We start from the raw sequence: 22,350 nt of genomic DNA on the forward strand, positions 1-22,350 counted from the left end.
GGAGTTCGAACGAGCTACATCAGGAGGCCGATCCCCATCGCGATCACGCTGAGCGCCATCGCGCCGGTCGAGAGCCAGCCGAGCCAGTACAGCCAGCCGCCGACCACAAAGCGGTCCATGACGTCCCGGCGGCGGGCCATGAACATCAGCAGCACCATGACGGGCACCGCGAGCACGCCGTTGACGACCGCGCTCCAGTACAGCGCCGCGATCGGATCGATCGGCGTGAAGTTGAGCGCGATGCCGATGCCGCCCGACAGCGCCAGCACCGAATAGAACGCGATCGCCTCCTTCGGCCTGCGCGTCAGCCCAACCGGCCATCGCTGGCCCTCGCCGACCGCATAGGCCGTCGCACCCGCGAGCACCGGGATCGCCAATAGGCCGGTGCCGACGATGCCAAGCGCGAAGATCACCTCGGCAAACGGCCCGGCGATCGGGCGCAGCGCCTCGGCGGCCTGCGCCGAGGTCTGGATGTCGGTCTTGCCGGTGGCATGCAGCGATGCGGCGGCGGTGACGATGATCGACAATGCGATCAGGTTCGAGAACGCCATGCCGGTGATGGTGTCGGCACGGATGCGCGAGAATTCGTGCCGTGCGCCGTAATGCCGCTCGATCAGCGGATGCTTGGTGACATCGACCCGCTGCTCCTCCGCCTCCTGCGAGGCCTGCCAGAAGAACAGATAGGGCGAGATCGTGGTGCCGAGGATCGCAACGATGGTCGTGAAATAGTCCGCGCTCCAGCTGATGCGCGGCAGCACCACGCCGGCCAGGGCCTCCATCCACGACACCTTGGCAAAGGCGAGCGCCGCGACATAGGCGAACAGGCTGAGCGTCAGCCATTTCAGGATAGCGACGTAGCGCCGGTAGTTCATGAAGATCTGCGCGGCCACCGAGGTGACGCCGAACAGCACCACATAGAGAATGGCCGGACCGCCGATCAGAAGCTTTGCCGCATCGGCCATGGCCGACAGGTCGGCCGCGATGTTGATGGTGTTGGCAATCGACAGCAGCGTCACCACGACGGCGAGCAGCCAGCCTGGATAATGCCGGCATACATTGCCAGCGATGCCGTGCCCGGTGACGCGGCCGACCCGCGCCGAGATCTCCTGGATCGCGCTCATCAGCGGAAACGTCAGCAGCATGGTCCAGCCAATGCCGTAGCCGAGTTGCGCGCCGGCCTGGCTGTAGGTGCCGATCCCCGAAGGGTCGTCGTCGGATGCGCCGGTGATCAGGCCGGGGCCGAGCGTCTTCAGGACGCGGTTGAGACTGAACGGCTGGCGCCGGGGCTTCGCCGCCGGCGCATCGTCATGTTTGTCGTGTGGTGAGATTGTCCCTTGCCGCGTCATGTCCGGTTCCAGCCGTCTGACAACGAGCCGGATACCGGCAAGTTCCTGCGGCGAAACCTACGGCTCGATGACCGTGGCGACGCCGGGTTCGAGGATGCGCAGACGGCGGCCGAAGCCGAGCGTGTCGAAGCTCGCACGCAGGTCGCTCGCGCTCTGCCGGAAATGCGCCCAGCCGTCGGTATGAACCGGCACGATCACCGCGTCCGCAAAGGCGCGCGCGGTCTCGATCGCGTCATTGGTGTCCATGGTGAGATGGAAGGGGCCGCGGGTTTGCGCCGCGCCGGCGAACGGCAGCACCACGCCGCAATCGAAGCGCCGCGCGACCTCGGCGACCCCGTCGAACCAAGTGGTGTCGCCGCTGACATAGACCGGACGGCCGGGCTTCGCCGGCTCGACGACGAAACCGATGACGTCGCCGGACAACGGCTCGATCCCGGCCGGTCCATGCCGCGCCGGCGTCGCGGTGATGGTGAGCGTCCGGCTGCCCTTCCGCAACTCGGTCGAGGCCCAGGGCGCAAAGCCCTCGGCGTTGCCGCCGAGCCGCCTGGCGCCGGCCTCCGTCGTCAGCACGCGCTTCGCGCCTTTAAGGAAATCCCGGCCGGAATGGTCGAGATTGTCGGAATGCTGGTCGTGGCTCAGCAGCACCGCATCGATCGCGCCGACATCCCGCGCGCCGAGCGCGGGACCCGTCAGTTTCTCCAGTTTCACATGCGGCAGTTGATACTCGCCGGGTGCATCGAAGGTCGGATCGGTGAGCAGGCGAAACCCGTCGATCTCGATCAGGGCGGTGGGGCCTCCGATCAGTGTGATGGTGATACTCACGTTATACTCCTGCTGGTGGGGGCCGTCGGGCGGGTCACCAGGTAAATGCCGAGCGCGACCGGAACGATCCCGAGCAGGTCGCGAAATTCGACATGCTCGCCGAGCACGAGGTAGGCGAACAGCATGCCGAGCGGCGGCATCAGGAAGTGATAGGCGCTTGCGGCGGTCGCGCCACACACTTTCAGAAGATGAAACCAGAGCAGATAGGCAAGGATCGAGCCGCCGAGCACGAGAAAGGTGAAGGCGCCGGCAAGCCGCATGCTGGGCACGATGTCGCTGACGCTGGAGAGCGTGAAGGCGAATGGCATCACCGCAAGGCCGCCGGCGATGTTCTGGATGCCGTTGCCGATCCACAGGCTGCCCTTCGGCGCCAGCAGCTTGAACAGCACGGTGCCGGCGACGATCGAGGCGAGCGAGGCCAGCGTGAACAGGATGCCGTGCGGGCTGTCCGATCCGACCGACATGCGATGCCAGACGATGAAGGCGACGCCGACGATGCCGAGCACGAGACCGATCACCTTGCGCAAGGTCATGCTCTCGCCGAGGAACAGCGCCGCCAGCATGGCAGTGAACACCGGATTGGCCGAGACGATCAGTGCGCCAAGCCCGGCGGAGACGGTCTTGAGGCCGGTATAGCCGAGGCCGAGATAGAGCGCGTTGTTGGCGACGCCGAGCACGGCGAATACCGCCGCATCGCGCCAGGTGAGATCCCATTGGTCGCGGCGCAGCCAGGAGATGACGAGGATCAGAACCCCGGCGAGCGAGAACCGCGCGGCGAGCAGGATCAGCGGCGGGCAATCGGTGACGCCGATCTTGCCGGCGACGAAGGCGTAGCTCCAGAGCAGGCAGAACAGGGCAATCAGCAGTGGCATGGTGTTGAAGCGGGCGCGCGGGGCGGCCATCGAGGTTGCGGCGGACATGGGCGAATTCTCCTTCCGCCATGATCTAGGCCAGCGCCTTGATATTTGGAAATTAAATGATAGACTATCGTGCAGTGGATTTATAAATGGAGGCTGCGATGCTCGACCTGGAGCTGTTGCGCAGTTTCGTCTCGGTGGTCGATGCCGGCGGCTTCACCCGCGCCGGAGAGCGTGTCCACCGCACGCAGTCGACGGTGAGCCAGCAGATCAAGCGCCTGGAGGAGGATGTCGGCCAGCCGCTGTTGATCCGCAGCGGCAAGGACGTCACCCCGACGGAAGCCGGCGAGCGGCTGTTGACCTATGCGCGGCGGCTATTGTCACTCGCCGAAGAGGCCCGCGACGTGCTCTCGCGGCCCGGCAGCGAAGGCGCGATCCGGATCGGCATCACCGAGGATTTTGCCGCCTATCGGCTGACAAAGCTGCTCGCGACCTTCGCGCGCAGCCATCCGAACTTGCGGCTCGACGTGCGCTCCGGCCAGAGCCTGTTCCTGTACCGCGATCTCGAACGCGGCGATCTCGATCTCGCGCTGATCAAGCGCGCCGCAAATGAGAAGGGCGGCATCGCGGTGTGGCCTGAACGCGTGCACTGGGTCACCAGCAAGAGCCACCCGCGCGATACGACGGCCGGCTCGGTTCCGCTGATCGGTTTCGCCTCGGGCTGTCTCTACCGCGCCCGCGCCATCCATGCGCTGGAGAGCGCCGGCCGCAACTGGCACATGGCCTACACCTCCTCCAGCCTCGCCGGCATCCAGGCCGCGGTCGCCGCGGGCCTCGGGCTCAGCATTTTGTCAGAAATGTCGATCCAGCCCGAGCATCACGTGCTGACCGCAAAGGACGGCTTTGCGCCGATCGACCGCACCGAGGTCGCCCTCGTCGCCGCCCCCGAAGCCAGCCCGGCGACACTGCGCCTGGCGGACAGGCTCGCGGAGTATTGCGAAAGCGTGCAGGCGAAGGCGGCGTAAAGCAAAGGCTGCGCCGCCACGCCGCCGTCGTCCCTGCGAAAGCAGGGACCCATAACCACAGGGCTGTGTTGCCGAAGCAAGCTGTGGCCCCCAGCGTCGCACAACAACGACCATCGGTGGTTATGGGTCCCTGTGTCTTGGAAGTCTGTCAGGATGTGGGTGGGCGGGAAGCCGTTGGGTCCTTGGCGCTTGACGCCGCGAGCCGGCTCGGTCTCCCGCCCGTTCCATCTATCAACCTGAACAGTTGCACGAGGCTGCGCAACAGACCTCGCATCACAGGGGCAGGCACCGTGATCATAGCTCTTCGTTACGTCGGAATCGACGTCTCCAAAAAACACCTCGATATCTTTGATGAGGCTGACGGCGTGCCGAGGCGCATTGCCAACGCGACACAGGCCATCACACAGCAGGTGGCGCGTTGGCAATGCGATGCGCTGGTGGTCTTCGAGGCGACGGGTATCTATGACCTCGCGCTTCGCGAGGCGCTGCGTCAGGCCGGGATCCAGTTCGCACGGATCAACCCGGCCCGTGCCCGCGACTTTGCACGGGCCAGCGGCCTGCTCGCCAAGACCGATCCGATCGATGCGCGGATGCTGGCGGCCTTTGCGCGGGCCATGCAGCCCGCCCCCGAGCAGGTCGCCGATCCTGCACGGGGCGCCTTGGCGAGGCTTGCAAAACGGCGGGATCAGCTGGTCCTCATGCGCGCCCAGGAGAAGAACCGGCGCAGCGAGGCCGACGATCGCGCCATGGCCGAACGCATTGGCCGCCTCATCGAGGTCCTCGACAGCGAGATCGCCGAGATCGAGGCCGACATCAGCGCATTGATTAAAGCCGAAGCGCAGATCGCGGACGATGCGAAGTTAATGCGTTCGCTGCCCGGCGTGGGTCCCGTGGCCTGCATACAGCTCATCGCGCAGATGCCGGAACTCGGGCGGGTCGGACCGAAACAACTCGCAGCGCTCGCTGGCCTTGCTCCCTTCAACGTCGACAGCGGCACCTTCCGCGGCAAGCGCAAGATTGCGGGCGGCCGAAAGCGCGTTCGTGACGCCCTTTATATGGCGGCCCTCAACGCAGTTCGCAGAGCTGATCCGTTCAAGGCCTTCTATGCACGACTGCGACAGGCCGGAAAACCAGCCAAACTCGCCCTCATCGCCGTCGCCAGGAAGCTGCTCACGGTCCTCAATGCCATGATGCGAGACCGAAAGCCGTACCTGCAGACCAAACCAACATAACAGTTGCCGGGTCGCGCGAAGCCTGTCATCGGGCGGCGCTTCGCGCCGACCCGTTGGCTTGCCCGGGACGACACCGAGTGTGGCGCGGCAGGCGAAGGCGGCGTAGGCGAGGTCGCGCAACAATCTCTGCTGTCGTCCCGGCGAAAGCCGGGACCCATAACCACAGGGCTGTGTTGCCGAAGCAAGCTGTGGCCCCCAGCGTCGCACAACAACGACCATCGGTGGTTTATGGGTCCCGGGTCGCGCTTCGCTTGCCCGGGACGACACCGAGTGTGTGGCGCGGCAGGCGGAGGCGGCTTAGGCGAGGTCGCGCAACAATCTCTGCTGTCGTCCCGGCGAAAGCCGGGACCCATAACCACAGGGTTGCGTTGCTGAAGCAGGCTGTGGCCCCAGCGTCGCGCAACAACGACCATCGGTGGTTATGGGTCCCGGGTCGCGCTTCGCTTGCCCGGGACGACACCGAAAATAATGGCACCGTCAATAACACCGTGACGCGACGAACGCGTGGACGCGGTTGTCGCCGAGTACGTGGGCCATGAAGCCGGGCGATCCGAAAATCCGTGTGAACGCGGCGTCGCGGATGCTCAGCCCCCCGGTGTAGGCGCCGAACGCCGGCATCACCGCGCGCTCGCCGTCACAGGCAAAGCAGCGGCGCTCGATCGAGCGGCCACGGGTCGGCACCCGCGCCTTGGGATGCAGATGGCCGGCGATCTCGCCGGCCGCGCCGGTCGGCTCATGGCGGAACGCGATCGGGCCGATCGCGACTTCGGTCGCGACCACGCCGCCGAGATCGGACGGCAGCGCCGGATCGTGGTTGCCCGAGATCCAGATCCAGTTGCGCCGCAGCTGCAAGGCCGCGAGCGCCTCGCGATCCGGATCCGACAGCCGCGCATGCGCATCGCGATCGTGAAAGCTGTCGCCGAGCGCGATCACCTGCCGCGGATCGTGCCGCGCAATCACCGCAGCGAGCCGGCTCAGTGTCGCGACCGTGTCGTAGGGCGGCAACAGCACGCCGCGGCTGGCGAAGCTCGAGCCTTTTTCCAGATGCAGATCGGAGACCACCAAGAGGCTCTGAGCTTCCCAGAACAGCGCGCCGGAGAAATCGGCCAGGAATCCGACGTCCGCCACCGTGACCCTCGAAACGCGCATGTCGTCACCGTCTCGCAAAGCTAGCGCGCTTGCCGTCACGTCCTGTTCCCCACAGTGCCAGTATTACGTCGTCGCCTCCCGCACGAGTTCCTCGGCCGCCTCGGCCAATAGCTCGTCGGATGCTTCGCCATAAACTGACTCGCGGCCAATTTCCAGCAGCGCGGGGACGGCAAGCGGAGAAACGTGGTCGAGATCTTTGTGGGTGATTCGGCCGTGGATGCGCGAAAGCATGTCGCTGAGACGGCGGAGATCGAGCAATCCCGTGGCGGCATCGCCGCGCGCGGCGCGCAGCAGCACATGGTCGGCCTGATGTTTTCGCAAAACGTCATAGATCAGGTCGGTCGAGAACAGCACCTGACGGCGCGACTTCTCCTCGTCGGTGAAGCGGCGCGCGATCAGCCCGGAGATGATGGCACAGTTGCGGAAGGTCCGCTTCATCAGCGCGGATTCCGCAAGCCACGCTTCGAGGTCGTCGCCGAGCATATCAGGGTCGAACAGCGCGTTGAGATCGAGCTTGCCGTGCCGGATCATGAAGGAGAGATCGCCGACGCCCCAGACCGCGAGCGCATATTCGTTGGCGACGAAGCCGAGCGGACGGGCGCGGGCGCGCTCCAGCCGGCGCGTCAGCAGCATGCCGAGCGTCTGATGCGCGAGGCGGCCCTCGAACGGATAGCAGACCAGATAATGGCTGCCGCCGCGCGGAAAGGTTTCGACCAACAGCTCGCGCACCGCCGGCACCCGCGAAAATTTTCGCTGCAGCGACAGCCAGTCGTGCACCTGGTCCGGCAGCGCGTTCCAGGCCCGGCTGTTGTCGAGCAATTTGCGGACCCGTTCGGCGAGATAGGTCGAGAGCGGGAACTTGCCGCCCATATAGGACGGCACTTTTGCATCTTTATCATTGGCGCGGGAGACATAGACCTGGTCTTCAACCAAGGCCTCGTAGCGCACCACCTCACCGCCAAAGACAAAAGTGTCGCCGGGCACGAGGCCCTCGATGAAGACCTCCTCGATCTCGCCGAGCATCCGGCCGCCGCGCGCGATCGCGCCGGTCGATCCGCCGCTTTTCCCTTGGCCGCCGGCGCGCGAGCGCACCAGCCGCACCTTCAGCATGGTCTCCTCGACGATGGTGCCGACGTTGAGGCGGTAGCTCTGGCGCACCTTTGGATTGGTGACGCGCCAGCGGCCCTGCTTGTCCTGCTTGATGCGCGCGAAGCGCTCATAGGTCTTCAGCGCGTAGCCGCCGGTGGCGACGAAGTCGACGACATCGTCGAAGTCGGTCCGCGCCAGCGCTGCATAGGGCGCTGCGGTCCTGACCTCATCATAGAGTTCATCGGACAGGAACGGATTGCCGCAGGCGCAGCCGAGCACGTGCTGGGCCAGCACGTCGAGCGCGCCAGAGCGCAGCGGCGGCGTGTCCTGCGCATTCTCCGCGATCGCGTCGATCGCGACACGGCATTCCAGCACCTCGAAGCGGTTGGCCGGCACCAGCACGGCGCGCGAGGCCTCGTCGAAGCGGTGGTTGGCGCGGCCGATCCGCTGCATCAGCCGCGACGAACCTTTCGGCGCGCCGATATTGATGACGAGATCGACATCGCCCCAGTCGACGCCGAGATCGAGCGAGGAGGTGCAGACCACGCCGCGCAGCTTTCCGGCGGCCATCGCGTCCTCGACCTTGCGGCGCTGCGCGACATCGAGCGAGCCGTGATGCAGCGCGATCGCCAGCCCGTCGTCGTTCATGCGCCAGAGATCCTGAAACAGCATCTCGGCCTGGCTGCGGGTGTTGACGAACACCAGCGTGGTCTTGTTGCGCTTGATCAGCTCGTAGACCTCGGGCAGCGCATGGCGAGCGCTGTGGCCGGACCACGGCAGCCGCTCCCTGGTGTCGAGCATCTCGACCACCGGCGGCGCGGCACCGCCGGCGGTGACGACGTCGGCGGACGCGTTTTCGCCGCCCGGCTGCGACACCAGGAAGCGCGCGAGCTGCTCGGGCTCGGCGACCGTTGCCGAGAGGCCAATGGCACATATCTGCGGCGCGATGGTCCAGAGCCGCGCAAGTCCGAGCGACAGCAGATCGCCGCGCTTGGAGGTGACGAGCGCATGCAGTTCGTCGAGCACGATGCGCTTCAGCGAGGAAAACAGATAGGGCGCGTCGTCGGACGCCAGCAGCAGCGCCAGCTGCTCCGGCGTGGTGAGCAGGATATCCGGCGGATAGCGCCGCTGCCGCTGCCGCCGCGACACCGGCGTGTCGCCGGTGCGGGTCTCGATCCTGATCGGCAGCCCCATCTCCGCGACCGGCGTCTCCAGATTGCGCGCGATATCGACCGCGAGCGCTTTCAGCGGCGAGATGTAGAGCGTGTGCAGCCCGCCGCTGCGGCGAACGCCGCGACCGGTGGAGATGAGATTCGGACGCGATCTCGCCGACGCAGCTGCCTCTCCGCTTGTGAGCTCGTCAGGCTCCCTCCCCCTGAAAGGGGGAGGGTTGGGGTGAGGGTCAGCCGCTTGCTCCGTGCCCGCGGCTGACCCCCACCCGTCGCGCTCGGCCGCGCTAGCGCGCGCCGGAGCGCGCCGACCTCCCCCTTCCAGGGGGAGGTGAGAATCCTGGCGACCATGTGTTTCACCCGATAACTCCACCAGCGTCGGCAAGAACCCCGCCAGCGTCTTGCCCGCTCCCGTGGGCGCGATCAGCAGCGCCGAGCGCTCCTCCCGCGCTTTCGCCAGCAGCGCGAGCTGATGCTCGCGCGGCGACCAGCCGCGTGAGGCAAACCAGTCGCGAAACCGGCGCGGCAGGAGATCGGCCGTTTCCGACGGCGTGACGGAGAAGAGATCGAGCGTCGACACGCCCAAGAGGTAGGTGGTTCAGGCGATTTCGTCGAGGGCGGTCGGAAGTGGCGGCAGGTGGCAAGGGGCCGGCGCCAGGACGCTTCGACTCCCTCTCCCCGTTCTTCACGGGGAGAGGGTTGGGGTGAGGGGCTGCTTCCGCGAGCGGCGAGTGCCGTGAGACCTGTGCCCCTCACCCGGATCGCATCTCACGATGCGACATAGCCGAAGCTCTGCTTCGGCGTTCTTGAGGACGGCCGCCGTAGGCGGCCTAAGCCTCTCCCCGCAAGCGGGGCGAGGTTAAGGAACAGCGTGCCCCGCACCTACTCCGTCATCGGCTCGCCGGAGAGGTCCCAATCCTTGCCATTGAAGATCGAGACATAGAGCGTCTTCATCGGCGTGTAGTCGTCGGGCGTATAGCTGTAATTGATGCCATCAAGGAAATAGGGCGAGTGGAAACCGGCGAGCGTGGTGGCGTGCTTCAGCACGTTGGTGCGGGTCAGGTCGTCGCCGCAGCGGCGCAGGATTTCGCCCATCGTCGCTGCCTGCCCGTAGCCGGCGAAAGCGATGGTGTTGTCGGGGTCGATGTTCGGCAGGTACTTCTTGCGCAGCTCCTCGAACGCGACCACGTCCGGATCCTTCTCATAGCGCGGCACGCCGACTTCCTTATTGTAGCGGATCGCGACGATGTCCTTGGCGTTATCGAGGCCCGCGGCGCTCAGAATCGAGCGACCGGTCGAACCCGCCGACAGCAATTGCAGCGGCTTCCAGCCGAGCTCGGTCACCTTGCGGATCGACTGCGACGTCGCCTTGCCGGTGGTGATGTTGTAGAAGACATCGGCGCCCGACTTCGAGAGATTGATGAGCTGCGAATCGACCGTCGGATCGGTGAGATCATAGGTCTGCTCCATGATCACCTGTGCCTTGCCGCCGGCATCGGCCAGCACCTTCTTGAACGGCCCCAGGAAGTCGCGGCCGAAATCATCGTTCTGGTAGAGGATGCCGACCTTGGCGTTCGGCTTCACGCTGACGACGTGCTTGGCGAGGATGCGCGCCTCGGTCGGATAGAGCGGCAGGCCCGCCATGGTCCATTTGAAATTCTTCGGGTCGTTCCACTTCGAGGCGCCGGTGTTCAACAGCAGTTGGGGCACGCCCTTGGAATTGAGGTATTTGTGCACGGAGGTCTGCGGCGCGGTGCCGAGCGAACCATAGAGCGCCAGCACCTCCTCCTGCTCGACCAGACGGCGCGTCGCCTCGACGCATTTCGGCGCGCTGTAGGCATCGTCCATGGTGAGGAATTTCACCTTGCGGCCGTTGATGCCGCCCTTGTCGTTCAGCATCTGGAAATAGGCTTCGCCGACGCGGCCGAGCACACCATAAAGCGAGCCGGGGCCGGAATGCGGCACGGTCTGGCCGAGCTTGATCTCGGTGTCGCTCGCACCCGGATCGTACTTCTTGTCGGCGGCCCGGACGAAGGGCGCAGGCAGCACGGACGCGGCGATCACGGACAATGCAGTGGCGCCGAACTCGCGCCGTGTATGTTTTTTCATTATTTCTCTCCCTGAGGCGAAAAGCTCTCGCATTCCGCCTTGCGCCGGGCAAGCGTGAAGTCACAGCTTTGCGGCGCAATGCCGCGTCGCGGCAAATGCGTAGCGTGTAGACTCAAGTTTGAGCCTTAAAGAGACCGGACGTCACGGCTTGATGGCGACGGCGACGAGTCCCGGTGCCGGGATATTATCTTCGTTGCGCGCCGAGAGATCCTCGAGCAGAGCCAGTGTCAGCCCCGCGGCGGCGACGGACGCGCGCACGTAGGCAGCACTGTGGGCGTAGCGCAGCCCTTCGCCGACGATGACGCCTTCGCCGCCATGGGTCTCTGCGGTGAAGGCGAGCGCGCCGCCCGGCACAAGCACGCGCCTTGCCTCGGCGAGCACGGGCGCGAGATCGGCGACATAGACCATTGCATCCGCGGCCAGGATCAGTTCGGCGCTGGCCTCGCGCCTGGCCGAAACGGCCTTCAACATGTCGTCGACCTCGAGCTCGGCATAGAGGCCGGTGGCGCGCGCCTTGTCGATCATGCGCGGCGACAGGTCGATGCCGACGAAGCGATCGACATGCTGCGCGAATGCACCGGCCGCCAGCCCGGTGCCGCAGCCGAGATCGATCGCGCGCTTGAAGAAGGCCGGCTGCTTTGCGCCCGCACGCACCGACAGCACCGCCTTGAACAGCAGCGCCGGGCCGCGATAGCCGAGATCGCCGACCAGCGCGGCCTCGAAGCGTGGCGCATATTGATCGAACAGCGTCTGGACATAGCCCGGCGGCATCGCGCTGACGGCCTCGACGCCGAGCTGCATCAGGTGCAGGCCGGCGCCATGACGGTCGTCGGGATCCGCGTCGCGCGCGCCGCGGAACGCTGCGATCGCGGCCTCGCGCTGGTCGAGCTCCAGGCGGATCTTGCCCAGCGTGTACCAGGCTGACGGGAATTTCGGCACGAGCTCGATCGCCTGTTCGAGCAGCTCGGCGGCAGCCGGCAGATCGCCCTTCAATTGCAGGTCGCGCGCGAACTCGTAGCGGCGGTCTGCGACGAGGTCGCCGGAGGACAGAAACAGGCGGGGGGCCATTCGCTTTAAGGAACCAATCTCGGCCGGGTTCGGCCATCCATCAAAGCACGGACTTTTTCCGGAGATGGATGCACGGGTCAAGCCCGCGGATCCGGCTAAACATCGCGGATCGAGCGCCTATATAGGGACGATGCGCCCGCAAGACATCCTGATGCCCGTCCCGGCCGGGCTTTGCTGCAAGCCCGGCGGCTTCCACATCGATCCTGTCAGGCCGGTCGAGCGGGCACTGATCACCCATGGCCATTCCGACCATGCGCGGGCGGGCCACGGCGCTGTGCTCGCGACCCAGGAAACACTCGACATGATGCGGCTGCGCTATGGCGAGAACTTCGCTGGCTCTGTGCAGGCGATCGCCTATGGCGAGGAGATCAGGCTCGGCGACGTCACGGTGACGTTTCATCCCGCCGGCCATGTGCTGGGCTCCGCCCAGATATCGGTCGCCTGCAAGGATACCCGCATTGTCGCCTCCGGCGACTACAAGGATGCGCGCGACCCGACCTGCGCGCCGTTCGAGCTGGTGCCCTGCGACGTCTTCATATCAGAGGCGACGTTTGGATTGCCGGTGTTCCGCCATGGCGATGCCGCCGGCGAAGTGAACAAGTTGCTCACGTCGGTCAAATTGTTTCCGGAGCGCGCGCATCTGGTCGGCGCCTACTCGCTCGGCAAGGCGCAGCGCGTGATCGCGCTGCTGCGCGAGGCCGGCTACGATGCGCCCATCTACCTGCATGGCGCGATGGAGAAGATCACCTATTACTATCAAGAGCGCGGCATTCCGCTCGGCGAGCTCCGGCCCGCGCGCGGCATGAAGAAAGCCGAACTTGCCGGCACCATCACGCTGGCGCCGCCAAGCGCGACATCCGATATCTGGACGCGTCGCTTCCCCGATCCTGTCACCGCATTCGCCTCGGGCTGGATGCGCGTGCGCGCCCGGGCCCGGCAGGGCGGTGTCGAGCTGCCGCTGGTGATATCAGATCATGCGGACTGGGACGGGCTGACGGCGACGATCGCGGCGACCGGCGCCGGCGAGATCTGGGTCACCCACGGCCAGGAAGATGCGCTGGTGCATTGGTGCAAAAGCAAGGGCCTTGCCGCGCGACCGCTCGATCTGGTCGGCTACGGCGACGAGGACGAAGGCGAAACGGCCGCACTGACCGGCGAGGCGGAGCCCGCCGGCGAGGCCCAGCCCGCCGGCGAGGCAGAAACATGAACCGCTTTGCCGAGCTGCTCGACCGCCTCGCCTACGAGCCCGGCCGCAACAACAAGATCAAGCTGCTGGTCGCCTATTTCCGCGAGACCGAGGACCCCGACCGCGGCTACGGGCTGGCGGCGCTGACCGGCGCGCTGTCGTTCAAGCATGCCAAGCCCGGATTGATCCGCGACCTGATCACCGAACGCGCCGATCCGGTGCTGTTCGGCTACTCCTATGATTACGTCGGCGACCTCTCGGAAACGGTCGCGCTGATGTGGCCGAAGGCTGGAGCAAATTACGCCGAGTCGTTGCTGGGCCACCCCTCTCCCCAGCCCTCCCCCGCAAGGGGGGAGGGAGCCCCATCGTCGTACTCACCTCACAGCGATGAGGCGACTGACGTGGGTGAGGGACGCGCCGGTGGATGGGTTCCCTCCCCCCTTGCGGGGGAGGGTCAGGGAGAGGGGTACCGCGGGCGAGATGCCGGTGAGACTCCGCGAACCCACAACAACCCGCCTCCTCCCACCCTCACCGACGTCGTCACGACATTGCGCACGCTCGGCAAGGCCGAGTTGCCGGCGCAGCTGGCGCGCTGGCTGGACGAACTCGACGAGACCGGGCGCTGGGCGCTCTTGAAGCTCGTCACCGGCGCGATGCGGATCGGGATTTCGGCGCGGCTGGCGAAGACCGCGGCGGCGGCGCTCGGGACTAAGGACCCGCACGAGATCGAGCTGATGTGGCCCGGCCTGTCGCCGCCCTATCTCGATCTGTTCGCCTGGCTCGAAGGCCGCGGCGACAAGCCGGTCAACCTGGACCCTGTGCCGTTCCGCCCGGTGATGCTGGCGCATGCGATCGAGGACAGCGATTTCGCCAATCTCGATGCCGCCGATTTCAGCGCGGAATGGAAATGGGACGGCATCCGCGTGCAGGCGGTGTCCGGCCGCGACGCGCGCGGCCACATCCAGGCGCGGCTTTATTCGCGCACCGGCGAGGACATCACCGGCAGCTTTCCCGACCTCGTGCCGTCGCTGCACCTGCCCGGCGCGATCGACGGTGAATTGCTGGTATTGCGCGACGGCCGCGTGCAGACCTTCAACGTGCTGCAGCAGCGGCTGAACCGCAAAGTCGTCTCGGCGAAGCTGATCAAGGAGTTTCCGATCCATCTGCGCGCCTACGACCTGCTCGGCGATGACGAGAACGATCTGCGCGAGCTGCCCTTCACCGAACGCCGTGCGCATCTCGAAGCCTTCGTCGCCAAGCTGAACGATCCACGCATCGATCTGTCGCCAACCGTCCCGTTCGCCAGCTGGGAACAGCTGGCCGCGGCGCGTGCCGATCCCAAGAGAGCCGGTGCCGGCGACGATGCCGACGCGGTCGAAGGCGTGATGCTGAAGCGGCGCGACGCGCCCTATCTGCCCGGACGGCCGAAAGGACCGTGGTGGAAGTGGAAGCGCGATCCGCACATCATCGACGCCGTGCTGATGTATGCCCAGCGCGGCCACGGCAAGCGCTCGTCCTATTACTCCGACTATACGTTCGGCGTCTGGACCCGTGGCGATGATGGCGACGAGCTGGTGCCGGTCGGCAAGGCCTATTTCGGCTTCACCGACGAGGAGCTGTTGCAGATCGACCGCTTCGTCCGCCGCAACACCACCGAGAAGTTCGGCCCGGTGCGGCATGTCGTGCACGAGCCGGATCAGGGGCTGGTGCTGGAGGTCGCCTTCGAGGGCTTGCAGCGCTCGCCGCGTCACAAGTCCGGCGTCGCGATGCGCTTCCCCCGGATCAGCCGCCTGCGCTGGGACAAGCCGCCGCGCGAAGCCGACCGGCTGGAGACGCTTGAACGGATGTTAATGTCCATGACAGGAAGTTAAATCCGAAGCGTGCATGGCAGCCATTGATCGCGGCGCGCGGGTTTCCCATGTGCACCGCCGTGACCTATAATGCGGGCGATTCCGTTAGACCTCGGTTCTGATGGGATCAGAATCGAGGTCTAGGTTTTGATTTGACGCGTTTTCTTCACGCGAACCGGTGCCCACTTCGCGCGAAAACGCTATTGGAGAGAGCAATGCCGAACGACATCCGGGACTTGCCGGCCGGCCGGAGTGACGGCCTGTACCGCTTTCTCGGCGGATCGCCGCTCTCCGTGGCGTTCCGGTTGATTCTGCTGTCGATTCTGGTCGGTGTCGTGCTCGCCGCGATCGGCCTCGATCCATGGAACATCCTCTACAGCATCCGCAGGCTATTCCAGAGCCTCTGGGATTTCGGCTTCGACGCGATCAACTGGGCCTGGCGCTACTTCCTGCTCGGCGCTGTCATCGTGATTCCGATCTGGCTGTTGTCGCGGCTGTTCGGCGCGCCGCGCGGCCGCTGATCCCAGGGAGAGTGCACAGCCGATGCAATTGCGATTTGTTGGCTGCGGCGATGCATTCGGCTCCGGCGGCCGCTTCAACACCTGTTTCCACGTCAGCGGCGCGCGCAGCAATTTCCTGATCGACTGCGGCGCCTCGTCGCTGCCGGCGATGAAGCGGCTCGAGATCGACCGCGACGCGATCGACCTGATCCTGATCACGCATTTCCACGGCGACCATTTTGCCGGCCTGCCGTTCTTCCTGCTCGACGCGCAATTCTCCCGCCGCACCCGGCCGCTGGTGATCGCCGGGCCGCAAGGCATCGAAACGAAGCTGCCAGCGGTGATGGAGGTGATGTTCGAGCATTCCTCCAAAACCAAACAACGCTTCGATCTGTCCGTCGTCACGCTCGCACCGCGCGAAACGCGCAGCTTCGGCGAGGTGACCGTGACGCCCTACCCTGTCGTGCATGGCGAATCCGGCGGGCCGTTCCTCGCCTATCGCGTCGGGGCGGAAGGCCGCATCATCAGCTACAGCGCCGACACCGAATGGACCGACGCGCTGATCCCGGCGGCGCAGGACGCCGACCTCTTCATCGCCGAAGCCTACATGTACGACAAAACGGTCAAGAACCATCTCAGCCTGAAGACGCTGGAAGCGCATTTGCCCGCCATCAACGCCAAGCGCGTGGTGCTGACCCATATGAGCGACGACATGCTCGGCCGCATCGACGACCTGCCCTACACGGCGGCGAGCGACGGCATGGTCGTGGTGCTCTGAGCATGCAATGCCTTGCCCGCTGCCCCTCCGCCATCGCATTGCTCTGAGAACAATTCCGGCATGGTCGCGCGACGGATGACGCGATAGAAACGGATATTCCCTGCAATTGTAGCCATGCACGCACCCATCCATCCGAAGATCACGACGCGCCAGGTGTTCGCCATCGCCGGCCCCGCGATGGTCGCCAACCTGACCACGCCGCTGATCGGCATCGTCTCGACCACCGCGATCGGCCGGCTCGACGACGCCGCGCTGCTCGGCGGGGTGGCGATGGCCTCGGTGATCTTCGACTGCCTGTTCTGGCTGTTCGCCTTCCTGCGCATGAGCACGCTGGCTTTCACCGCGCAGGCGCAGGGCGCCGGCGAAATCAAGGAATATGCCGCGATCCTGGTGCGCGGCTTCATCGTCGCCGGCCTGATCGGCGCGGCGCTGATCGCGCTGCAGGTGCCGCTCGCCGCGGTCACATTCCAGCTGATGGGCGGCAGCGAGGGCGTCACTCGCGCGGCCAAGAGCTATTTCATGATCCGGATCTGGTCGGCGCCGCTGGCGCTCGCCAATTACGTCATCCTGGGCTGGCTGGTCGGCCAGGCCCACGCCAATCTGGCGCTGGCGCTGCAGATCGTGATCAACCTGATCAACATGGCCGCAACCGTGCTGCTGGTGCAGGTCTACGGCGCCGGCATTGCCGGTGCCGCGATCGCCGCCGTGCTCGCCGAGACCGCCGGTTTCGCCGCCGGCATCGTGGTGGCGTGGCGGATCTCGCAAGGCGGCTTTGCCGTTCCCGCGGCCACGCTGTTCGACCGCGCCAAGCTGATGCGCATGCTGGCGGTCAATCGCGACATCATGGTCCGCACCGCGGCGCTGATCGTCGTGTTCCTGTTTTTCACCGCCAAGGGCGCACGCGAGGGCGACGTGACGCTGGCGGCGAATTCGGTGCTGAACAATTTCCTGCTGGTCAGCGCCTTCTTCCTCGACGGCCTCGCCAATGCTGCCCAGCAGCTGTGCGGCCGCGCGTTCGGCGCACGCGACGCACGCGGCTTTTCCGATTCGACCCGGCTCGTGCTGCTGTGGGGCATCGGCTTTGCGCTGGTCGTATCGGTGCTGTTCGCGCTGTTCGGACCGGCGCTAATCAATCTGATGACGACCAGCGACGACGTGCGCCGCTATGCCCGCGCCTTCCTGCCGTTCGTGATCCTGGCACCGCTGCCCGGCGTATTCGCATTCGGCTTCGACGGCATCTATGTCGGCGCCACCTGGGCGCGCGAGATGCGCAATCTGATGCTGGCCTCGCTCGCGATCTTCCTCGCCACCTGGGGGGCGCTCAGTTCGTTCGGCAACACCGGCCTATGGATCGCGCTGCTCGGCTTCTACGTCGCACGCGGCGGCCTGCAAGGCCTGCGCTATCCGGCGCTGCTCAGGAAGACGTTCAAATCGTAGCTGCGTAGCCCGGATGCAGCGAAGCGAAATCCGGGGACCTACGCCGCAGCGAGACTGTCCCGGATTGCGCTTCGCTTCATCCGGGCTACGAAGTTCTCTTCCCCTTCCCCCTGAAAGGGGGAAGGTCGGGATGGGGGTCAGCCGCAGGCGACGCAGCTCATGGAGAGAGCTGATCCCCACCCGCTTTGCTCTGGCGAGCGAAGCGACCTCTCCTTTTCAAGGGGAGGTTAGAGCGCAGCCGGATTTCGCTTCATCCGGGCTACGGATACCTACCGCACCGGCCAGTCCTCGGCCGTAATCGTCGCCGCATCGGCGCCGACGATTTCCGACAGCGAGTCGCGGCCGGTGCGCAGCAGGGTCGAGGACAGATCGCGCTTGATGTCGTCGACGAGACCGATGCCCTTGTAGACCAGCGAGGAATAGAGCTGGATCAGGCTGGCCCCGGCGCGGATCTTGGTCAGTGCGGCGCCACCGCTATCGATGCCGCCGACGCCGATCAAGGGAAACGCGCCTTCGACGCGGACATAGGTCTCGGCCACCATGCGCGTCGACAGCCGGAACAGCGGACGGCCCGACAGGCCGCCCTGCTCCTTGGCGCGATTCTCCTCGCGCAAGGTCGAGGGCCGCGCCAGCGTGGTGTTGGCAACGATCATGCCGTCGACGCGCCGCGAGCGGGCGATGTGCACGACGTCGTCGAGCTCGGCCAGACTCAGATCCGGCGCGATCTTGAGCAGGACCGGCGAGTCGCCGGCGTTCTTGCGCACGCGCTCGCGGGTGTCGATGACCCGCGCCAGCAGATCGTCGAGCGCGGCCGATTGCTGCAAATTGCGCAGGCCCGGCGTGTTCGGCGAGGAGACGTTGACGGTGAAATAGCTCGCGACCGGCGCAAACGTCTCGATCAGCTTCACATAGTCGGCGGCGCGGTCGGGCGAATCCTTGTTGGCCCCGACATTGACCCCGACGATGCCGCCGGCGCTGGCGCGCGCGGCGAGCCGCCGCAGCACGGCCTCCGCGCCGTCATTGTTGAAGCCCATGCGGTTGATGACGGCCTCGTCGCGCTCCAGGCGAAACAGCCGCGGCCGCGGGTTGCCGCCTTGCGGCTTCGGCGTGACCGAGCCGATCTCGACAAAGCCGAAGCCGAGCCGCAGCAGCGCGTCGGGCACCTCGGCGCTCTTGTCGAAACCCGCCGCCATGCCGATCGGGTTTGGAAAGTTGAGTCCGAAGGCGCGCACCGCGAGCTTGGGATCATCCGGCCGCTGCCGGATCGGCGGCAGCAGCTTCAGGCCCTGGATCGCCATACGATGGGCATCCTCGGGATCGAACCAGCGCAGCAGCGGCAGCGAGAAGGCGTCGAAGGCACGGATCACGGCTTGAGCTCCGGAACGTCGTGGCCACCGTCGGAGCGCGCGCGCAAGTCGAGGATCTCGGTGACCGCGCCGAGGTCGAGTTCGCCATAGAGATGCGGGAACAGCTCGTCATTGCGCGACCGCTCCCAGCGCAGGGCATCGCCCAGCGCATCGGCATCGACCGCGACCAGGAACAGGCCGGTTTGCCCGTGGTAGTGCTTGCGCGCGGTCTCGGCGACCTGGGAGGCGGTAGAAAAATGGATGAAGCCGTCGCGTTTGTCGTCGGCACTGCCCCGGTACACGCCCTGCCGCTCGGCCTCGCGCCAGGCCGAAGCGGGGGTGATTTTGTAGATCATCGGCACGGGCCGGCCTTCCCTTTTGTCCTTGAGTCTCTTGGGGTTTTATCCGGATTTGAGGGGAAACGCCCCAGACGCCATCTGGCGAGCGAGGGACCGTATCGGCGGCGGCGGCGCAACTCAAGCGGTGCCAGGACACATCGGCCGACAGATTTGCGAAAACGCCAAGTTTCAGGCAATAATTCCTACCATCCGGGATACCCTCGATGGCCAAACAGCCCAAAGCCACCCGACCGCTGACCCACGCGCAGGTCTGGGCCGCGCTCGACCGGCTCGCCGAACGCGCCGGCCTGTCGCCGTCCGGCCTTGCCAAGCAGTCCGGACTCGACCCCACCACCTTCAACAAGTCGAAGCGCGTGACGGGCGACGGGCGCGAGCGCTGGCCCTCGACCGAATCGCTCTCCAAGGCGCTGGCGGCGAGCAATGCCAGCATGGAGACCTTCGTGCAATTGCTCGGCGATGGCGCGCGCGGCGGACAGTCGGTGCCGCTGATCGGCTTCGCGCAGGCCGGGGCCGGCGGCTATTTCGACGACAGCGGCTTTCCCGCCGGCAAGGGCTGGGACGAAGTCGCACTGCCGGCGACCACCGACGAACATGCCTATGCGCTGGAGATCGAGGGCGACTCGATGAAACCGGCCTATCGCGAAGGTGACATCATCGTGGTGTCACCCGCGACCGCGATCCGCCGCGGCGACCGCGTGGTGGTGCGCACGACCGGCGGCGAGGTGATGGTGAAGGAATTGAGACGCCGCACCGCCAAGATGCTGGAACTCGGATCGCTCAATCCGGAGCACCCCGACCGCATGCTCGATGCCGAGGAAGTCGCGTGGATTGCGCGCGTGGTGTGGGCGAGCCAGTAGCCGGGCACGTCGATCACCACATAACCAGTGTCGTCCCGGCGAAAGCCGGGACCCATAGCCACCGGCCTGCGTAATTGGCAGGCTGTGGCCCCAGCGAGTCCAATGTTTGTGTCCTGCGGTAATGGGTCCCGGCTTTCGCCGGGACGACGGTGGAGGTTGCGGCGCGCTTCCTGCTGGGCCTTACGTCGCGTAGTCCGGCTCCTTGCGATCCAGCATCCGCTTCAGCGCATCGAAATGCCGCTGCGCCGGGGACGGGCCGTCGTAGAGATGGTCGTCGCGGAAATCGCGCTTGGTCTTCTCCACCACCTGCTGCGGCAATTGCTTGAGCGGCTGCTGCGTCCACATCGCGTAGATCTGCACCTGCGCGGCGCGTTCGATGTAATAGAGCCGGTCATAAGCATCGGCGACCGTCTCGCCGACGGTCGAGATGCCATGATTGGCCATGAACAGGATGGTCTTGTTGCCGATCACCGTGGCGAGCCGTTTCCCTTCCTCGGGATCGAGCGCGGGGCCGGTGTAGAGATCGTCATAGGCAATCGCTTCCGACAGCCCGACCTCGGTCTGGCCGATTTCCTTGATGCGCGGATCCTCGAGCCGCGTCAGCGCGCTCGCATACGGCATGTGGGTGTGGAACACGGCCTTGGCCTGCGGCAGCGCCTTGTGGATCGGCGCATGGATGCAATAGCAGGAGCGCTCGACCTCACCCTCGCCGCGCTTCACCTCGGCATCGTCGATGCCGACCTCCATGAAGGAGGATGCCGTCACCTCCGACCAGTGCATGCCGAACGGGATCTGGTAGTAGCGGTCGGTGCGGCCGGGCACCACGAAGGTGAGATGGTTGAAGATGCCTTCCGAAAAGCCGTGGATGTAGGCGAGCCGATGCGCCGCCGCGAGATCGACCCGCGCCTGCCATTCCTCGGCGCTCGAACTATCCTGCAGCGATGTCGGCGAAACCCTGAACTGCATGCGCATGCTCCCATCTGTGCCGGCCTCTCGGCGGAGTCCGTGCTGATTTTATGGATGCGAGTGTAGCGCAATCCGGCGCCAGGCTCCGGTGAAATTGCCGATGGCCTGCTATCCGAATTTTGCGGGTTTGGCGTCATCGTGTGATGATGCGATGCGAAGACGGCGCGTCGGCGGTTGCATTCGCTGCGGCGACGCGCCGCACTAAGCAGCCAGCACTCCCAGCCCGATGCGACACACTTCGCCAACCCCAGAGTCACGCCATGACAGGACAATCCGACCGCAAAACCATCGCCATCGTCGGCCTCGGCAGTATCGGCGGCATCATCACCGGCCTGCTGCGGGCGGTCGACAAGCATGACGTGATCGCCTGTGTCCGGCGGCCGCTCGATCGCCTCACGGTCGAGCGGGCGGAAGGCACGGTGGAGGTGCCGCTGCGCGCCTTCACCGATCCGGCAGAGGCTACGCCGGTCGACTGGGTGTTGTTGTCAACCAAGGCGCAGGACACGGAATCGAGCGCGCCCTGGCTGCAGAGGCTGTGCGGGCCGCGGACGCGTGTCGCGGTGCTGCAGAATGGCATCGGCCACGCGGAGCGGCTGGCGCCATTGGTCGGCGCCGCCACGGTCGTTCCGACCATCGTCTATTACAACGGCGAACGGCTGGCGCCGGATCGCGTCCGTTTCCGCCGCGCCGGCGAGCATGAATTCGCGGTTGCCGATGACGCGAACGGGCGCGCGTTCGAAGCGCTGCTGAATGGTACCGCGATGCGCGTGCGGCGCTCCGCCGATTTCACCACACTGGCGTGGCGCAAGCTTCTGCTCAATGCGGTCGCCAATCCGATCACCGCGCTCACCTTGCAGCGGCAGGCGGTGTTCCGCCGCGCGGACGTCAAGGCGCTGTGCCGCGCCATCCTCGAGGAGGCCGCGAATGTCGGCCGCGCCGACGGCGCACAGCTCGCGCCCGACGAGGCCGAGCTGATGCTGGCGACGTTGTTGACCTATCCGCCCGACGCCGGCACCTCGATGTATTTCGATCGTGTCGCGGGACGCCCGTTCGAAGCCGACGCTCTCACCGGCGCGATCGTCGCGGCCGGTGAACGGCACAGCGTGCCGACGCCGCTCAACGGCCTGCTGCTGACGCTGTTGCGCGCCACCAGCGACGGCCTGCGCGACGCGGCGCAGGCCGAGCCGCGATGAGCGGCGCGATCC

19 protein-coding genes are annotated in these 22,350 nt (G+C 66.1%); 9 read left to right on the plus strand and 10 right to left on the minus strand.

The features are described 5' to 3' along the window. Positions 1-14: 14 nt before the first annotated feature. From ACE10X_RS41000 to ACE10X_RS41010, 3 genes are read right to left on the minus strand one after another with little or no spacing between them, the layout of a single operon-like run. Complete coding sequence (locus ACE10X_RS41000) at positions 15-1,346, minus strand: NRAMP family divalent metal transporter (protein ID WP_375763737.1); 1,332 nt, start codon at positions 1,344-1,346, stop codon at positions 15-17. A gap of 57 nt (positions 1,347-1,403) precedes the next feature. Then, positions 1,404-2,168 carry an MBL fold metallo-hydrolase gene (locus ACE10X_RS41005; protein ID WP_038384477.1) on the minus strand — a complete coding sequence of 255 codons (765 nt, stop codon included), beginning with the start codon at positions 2,166-2,168 and terminating at the stop codon, positions 1,404-1,406. Beyond that, the gene (locus tag ACE10X_RS41010) at positions 2,165-3,088 is read right to left on the minus strand and encodes a DMT family transporter (RefSeq protein ID WP_038384478.1); all 924 of its coding nucleotides are present in this window, start codon (positions 3,086-3,088) and stop codon (positions 2,165-2,167) included. Before ACE10X_RS41010 ends, ACE10X_RS41005 begins: the two co-directional genes overlap by 4 nt. A gap of 98 nt (positions 3,089-3,186) precedes the next feature. Here ACE10X_RS41010 and ACE10X_RS41015 point away from each other — a divergent pair, with 98 nt between their 5' ends. Together ACE10X_RS41015 and ACE10X_RS41020 are read left to right on the plus strand one after the other, a co-directional pair. After that, positions 3,187-4,050 carry a LysR family transcriptional regulator gene (locus tag ACE10X_RS41015; RefSeq protein WP_375763738.1) on the plus strand — a complete coding sequence of 288 codons (864 nt, stop codon included), beginning with the start codon at positions 3,187-3,189 and terminating at the stop codon, positions 4,048-4,050. 290 nt (positions 4,051-4,340) lie between these two features. Continuing rightward, positions 4,341-5,282, plus strand: coding sequence for an IS110 family transposase (locus ACE10X_RS41020; RefSeq protein WP_375764572.1), 942 nt, complete (start codon positions 4,341-4,343; stop codon positions 5,280-5,282). 477 nt (positions 5,283-5,759) lie between these two features. Here ACE10X_RS41020 and pdeM read toward each other — a convergent pair whose 3' ends face one another. The 4 genes from pdeM to ACE10X_RS41040 all read right to left on the minus strand — a co-directional run bounded on the left by pdeM (position 5,760) and on the right by ACE10X_RS41040 (position 11,866). After that, complete coding sequence (pdeM, locus tag ACE10X_RS41025) at positions 5,760-6,431, minus strand: ligase-associated DNA damage response endonuclease PdeM (RefSeq protein WP_375763739.1); 672 nt, start codon at positions 6,429-6,431, stop codon at positions 5,760-5,762. 63 nt (positions 6,432-6,494) lie between these two features. Continuing rightward, positions 6,495-9,269 (minus strand): ligase-associated DNA damage response DEXH box helicase, encoded by a 2,775-nt coding sequence (locus ACE10X_RS41030; protein WP_375764649.1) that lies wholly within the window; start codon positions 9,267-9,269, stop codon positions 6,495-6,497. Between the two features lie 302 nt (positions 9,270-9,571). Then, a complete protein-coding gene (locus ACE10X_RS41035; RefSeq protein WP_038384487.1) occupies positions 9,572-10,798 on the minus strand; it encodes an ABC transporter substrate-binding protein in 1,227 nt (408 codons plus the stop codon). 141 nt (positions 10,799-10,939) lie between these two features. Further along, positions 10,940-11,866, minus strand: coding sequence for a methyltransferase domain-containing protein (locus ACE10X_RS41040; RefSeq protein ID WP_375763740.1), 927 nt, complete (start codon positions 11,864-11,866; stop codon positions 10,940-10,942). A gap of 130 nt (positions 11,867-11,996) precedes the next feature. Here ACE10X_RS41040 and ACE10X_RS41045 point away from each other — a divergent pair, with 130 nt between their 5' ends. The 5 genes from ACE10X_RS41045 to ACE10X_RS41065 all read left to right on the plus strand — a co-directional run bounded on the left by ACE10X_RS41045 (position 11,997) and on the right by ACE10X_RS41065 (position 17,617). Continuing rightward, entirely contained in the window at positions 11,997-13,073 is a 1,077-nt protein-coding gene (locus ACE10X_RS41045) for a ligase-associated DNA damage response exonuclease (RefSeq protein WP_375763741.1), read from the plus strand. Continuing rightward, entirely contained in the window at positions 13,070-14,923 is a 1,854-nt protein-coding gene (locus ACE10X_RS41050; RefSeq protein ID WP_375763742.1) for a cisplatin damage response ATP-dependent DNA ligase, read from the plus strand. The genes ACE10X_RS41045 and ACE10X_RS41050 overlap by 4 nt, the downstream gene beginning before the upstream one ends. 194 nt (positions 14,924-15,117) lie before the next feature. Further along, a complete protein-coding gene (locus tag ACE10X_RS41055) occupies positions 15,118-15,423 on the plus strand; it encodes a DUF6460 domain-containing protein (RefSeq protein ID WP_038384491.1) in 306 nt (101 codons plus the stop codon). A 22-nt stretch (positions 15,424-15,445) separates the two neighbouring features. Further along, positions 15,446-16,180 (plus strand): MBL fold metallo-hydrolase, encoded by a 735-nt coding sequence (locus ACE10X_RS41060; protein ID WP_038384492.1) that lies wholly within the window; start codon positions 15,446-15,448, stop codon positions 16,178-16,180. Between the two features lie 114 nt (positions 16,181-16,294). Next, positions 16,295-17,617 carry an MATE family efflux transporter gene (locus tag ACE10X_RS41065; RefSeq protein WP_038384493.1) on the plus strand — a complete coding sequence of 441 codons (1,323 nt, stop codon included), beginning with the start codon at positions 16,295-16,297 and terminating at the stop codon, positions 17,615-17,617. 269 nt (positions 17,618-17,886) lie between these two features. On the opposite strand, the gene ACE10X_RS41070 is transcribed toward ACE10X_RS41065, so the two are convergent. Continuing rightward, positions 17,887-18,984 (minus strand): quinone-dependent dihydroorotate dehydrogenase, encoded by a 1,098-nt coding sequence (locus ACE10X_RS41070; protein ID WP_304497495.1) that lies wholly within the window; start codon positions 18,982-18,984, stop codon positions 17,887-17,889. After that, on the minus strand, positions 18,981-19,325 hold the full coding sequence (locus tag ACE10X_RS41075) for a DUF952 domain-containing protein (RefSeq protein WP_028334591.1): 345 nt from the start codon (positions 19,323-19,325) through the stop codon (positions 18,981-18,983). The genes ACE10X_RS41070 and ACE10X_RS41075 overlap by 4 nt, the downstream gene beginning before the upstream one ends. A 200-nt stretch (positions 19,326-19,525) precedes the next feature. On the opposite strand from ACE10X_RS41075, the gene ACE10X_RS41080 reads away from it, so the two are divergent. Further along, on the plus strand, positions 19,526-20,179 hold the full coding sequence (locus tag ACE10X_RS41080; RefSeq protein ID WP_375763743.1) for a helix-turn-helix transcriptional regulator: 654 nt from the start codon (positions 19,526-19,528) through the stop codon (positions 20,177-20,179). A 180-nt stretch (positions 20,180-20,359) separates the two neighbouring features. Here ACE10X_RS41080 and ACE10X_RS41085 read toward each other — a convergent pair whose 3' ends face one another. After that, positions 20,360-21,145 (minus strand): class II aldolase/adducin family protein, encoded by a 786-nt coding sequence (locus tag ACE10X_RS41085; protein ID WP_244435784.1) that lies wholly within the window; start codon positions 21,143-21,145, stop codon positions 20,360-20,362. Positions 21,146-21,405: 260 nt separating this feature from the next. On the opposite strand from ACE10X_RS41085, the gene ACE10X_RS41090 reads away from it, so the two are divergent. Next, the gene (locus ACE10X_RS41090; RefSeq protein WP_375763744.1) at positions 21,406-22,338 is read left to right on the plus strand and encodes a 2-dehydropantoate 2-reductase; all 933 of its coding nucleotides are present in this window, start codon (positions 21,406-21,408) and stop codon (positions 22,336-22,338) included. Positions 22,339-22,350 lie beyond the last annotated feature (12 nt).

It is taken from the genome of Bradyrhizobium sp. Pha-3 (genome assembly GCF_042258325.1).
Taxonomy (GTDB): Bacteria; Pseudomonadota; Alphaproteobacteria; order Rhizobiales; family Xanthobacteraceae; genus Bradyrhizobium; species Bradyrhizobium elkanii.

Bases quoted from the DNA above. Each gene is read 5' to 3' on its own strand.
- ACE10X_RS41000 (WP_375763737.1), bottom strand. From the start codon at position 1,346: ATGACGCGGCAAGGGACAATCTCACCACACGACAAACATGACGATGCG.
- ACE10X_RS41010 (WP_038384478.1), bottom strand. From the start codon at position 3,088: ATGTCCGCCGCAACCTCGATGGCCGCCCCGCGCGCCCGCTTCAACACC.
- ACE10X_RS41015 (WP_375763738.1), top strand. From the start codon at position 3,187: ATGCTCGACCTGGAGCTGTTGCGCAGTTTCGTCTCGGTGGTCGATGCC.
- pdeM (WP_375763739.1), bottom strand. From the start codon at position 6,431: ATGCGCGTTTCGAGGGTCACGGTGGCGGACGTCGGATTCCTGGCCGAT.
- ACE10X_RS41035 (WP_038384487.1), bottom strand. From the start codon at position 10,798: ATGAAAAAACATACACGGCGCGAGTTCGGCGCCACTGCATTGTCCGTG.
- ACE10X_RS41040 (WP_375763740.1), bottom strand. From the start codon at position 11,866: ATGGCCCCCCGCCTGTTTCTGTCCTCCGGCGACCTCGTCGCAGACCGC.
- ACE10X_RS41045 (WP_375763741.1), top strand. From the start codon at position 11,997: ATGCGCCCGCAAGACATCCTGATGCCCGTCCCGGCCGGGCTTTGCTGC.
- ACE10X_RS41050 (WP_375763742.1), top strand. From the start codon at position 13,070: ATGAACCGCTTTGCCGAGCTGCTCGACCGCCTCGCCTACGAGCCCGGC.
- ACE10X_RS41055 (WP_038384491.1), top strand. From the start codon at position 15,118: ATGCCGAACGACATCCGGGACTTGCCGGCCGGCCGGAGTGACGGCCTG.
- ACE10X_RS41060 (WP_038384492.1), top strand. From the start codon at position 15,446: ATGCAATTGCGATTTGTTGGCTGCGGCGATGCATTCGGCTCCGGCGGC.
- ACE10X_RS41065 (WP_038384493.1), top strand. From the start codon at position 16,295: ATGCACGCACCCATCCATCCGAAGATCACGACGCGCCAGGTGTTCGCC.
- ACE10X_RS41080 (WP_375763743.1), top strand. From the start codon at position 19,526: ATGGCCAAACAGCCCAAAGCCACCCGACCGCTGACCCACGCGCAGGTC.
- ACE10X_RS41085 (WP_244435784.1), bottom strand. From the start codon at position 21,145: ATGCAGTTCAGGGTTTCGCCGACATCGCTGCAGGATAGTTCGAGCGCC.
- ACE10X_RS41090 (WP_375763744.1), top strand. From the start codon at position 21,406: ATGACAGGACAATCCGACCGCAAAACCATCGCCATCGTCGGCCTCGGC.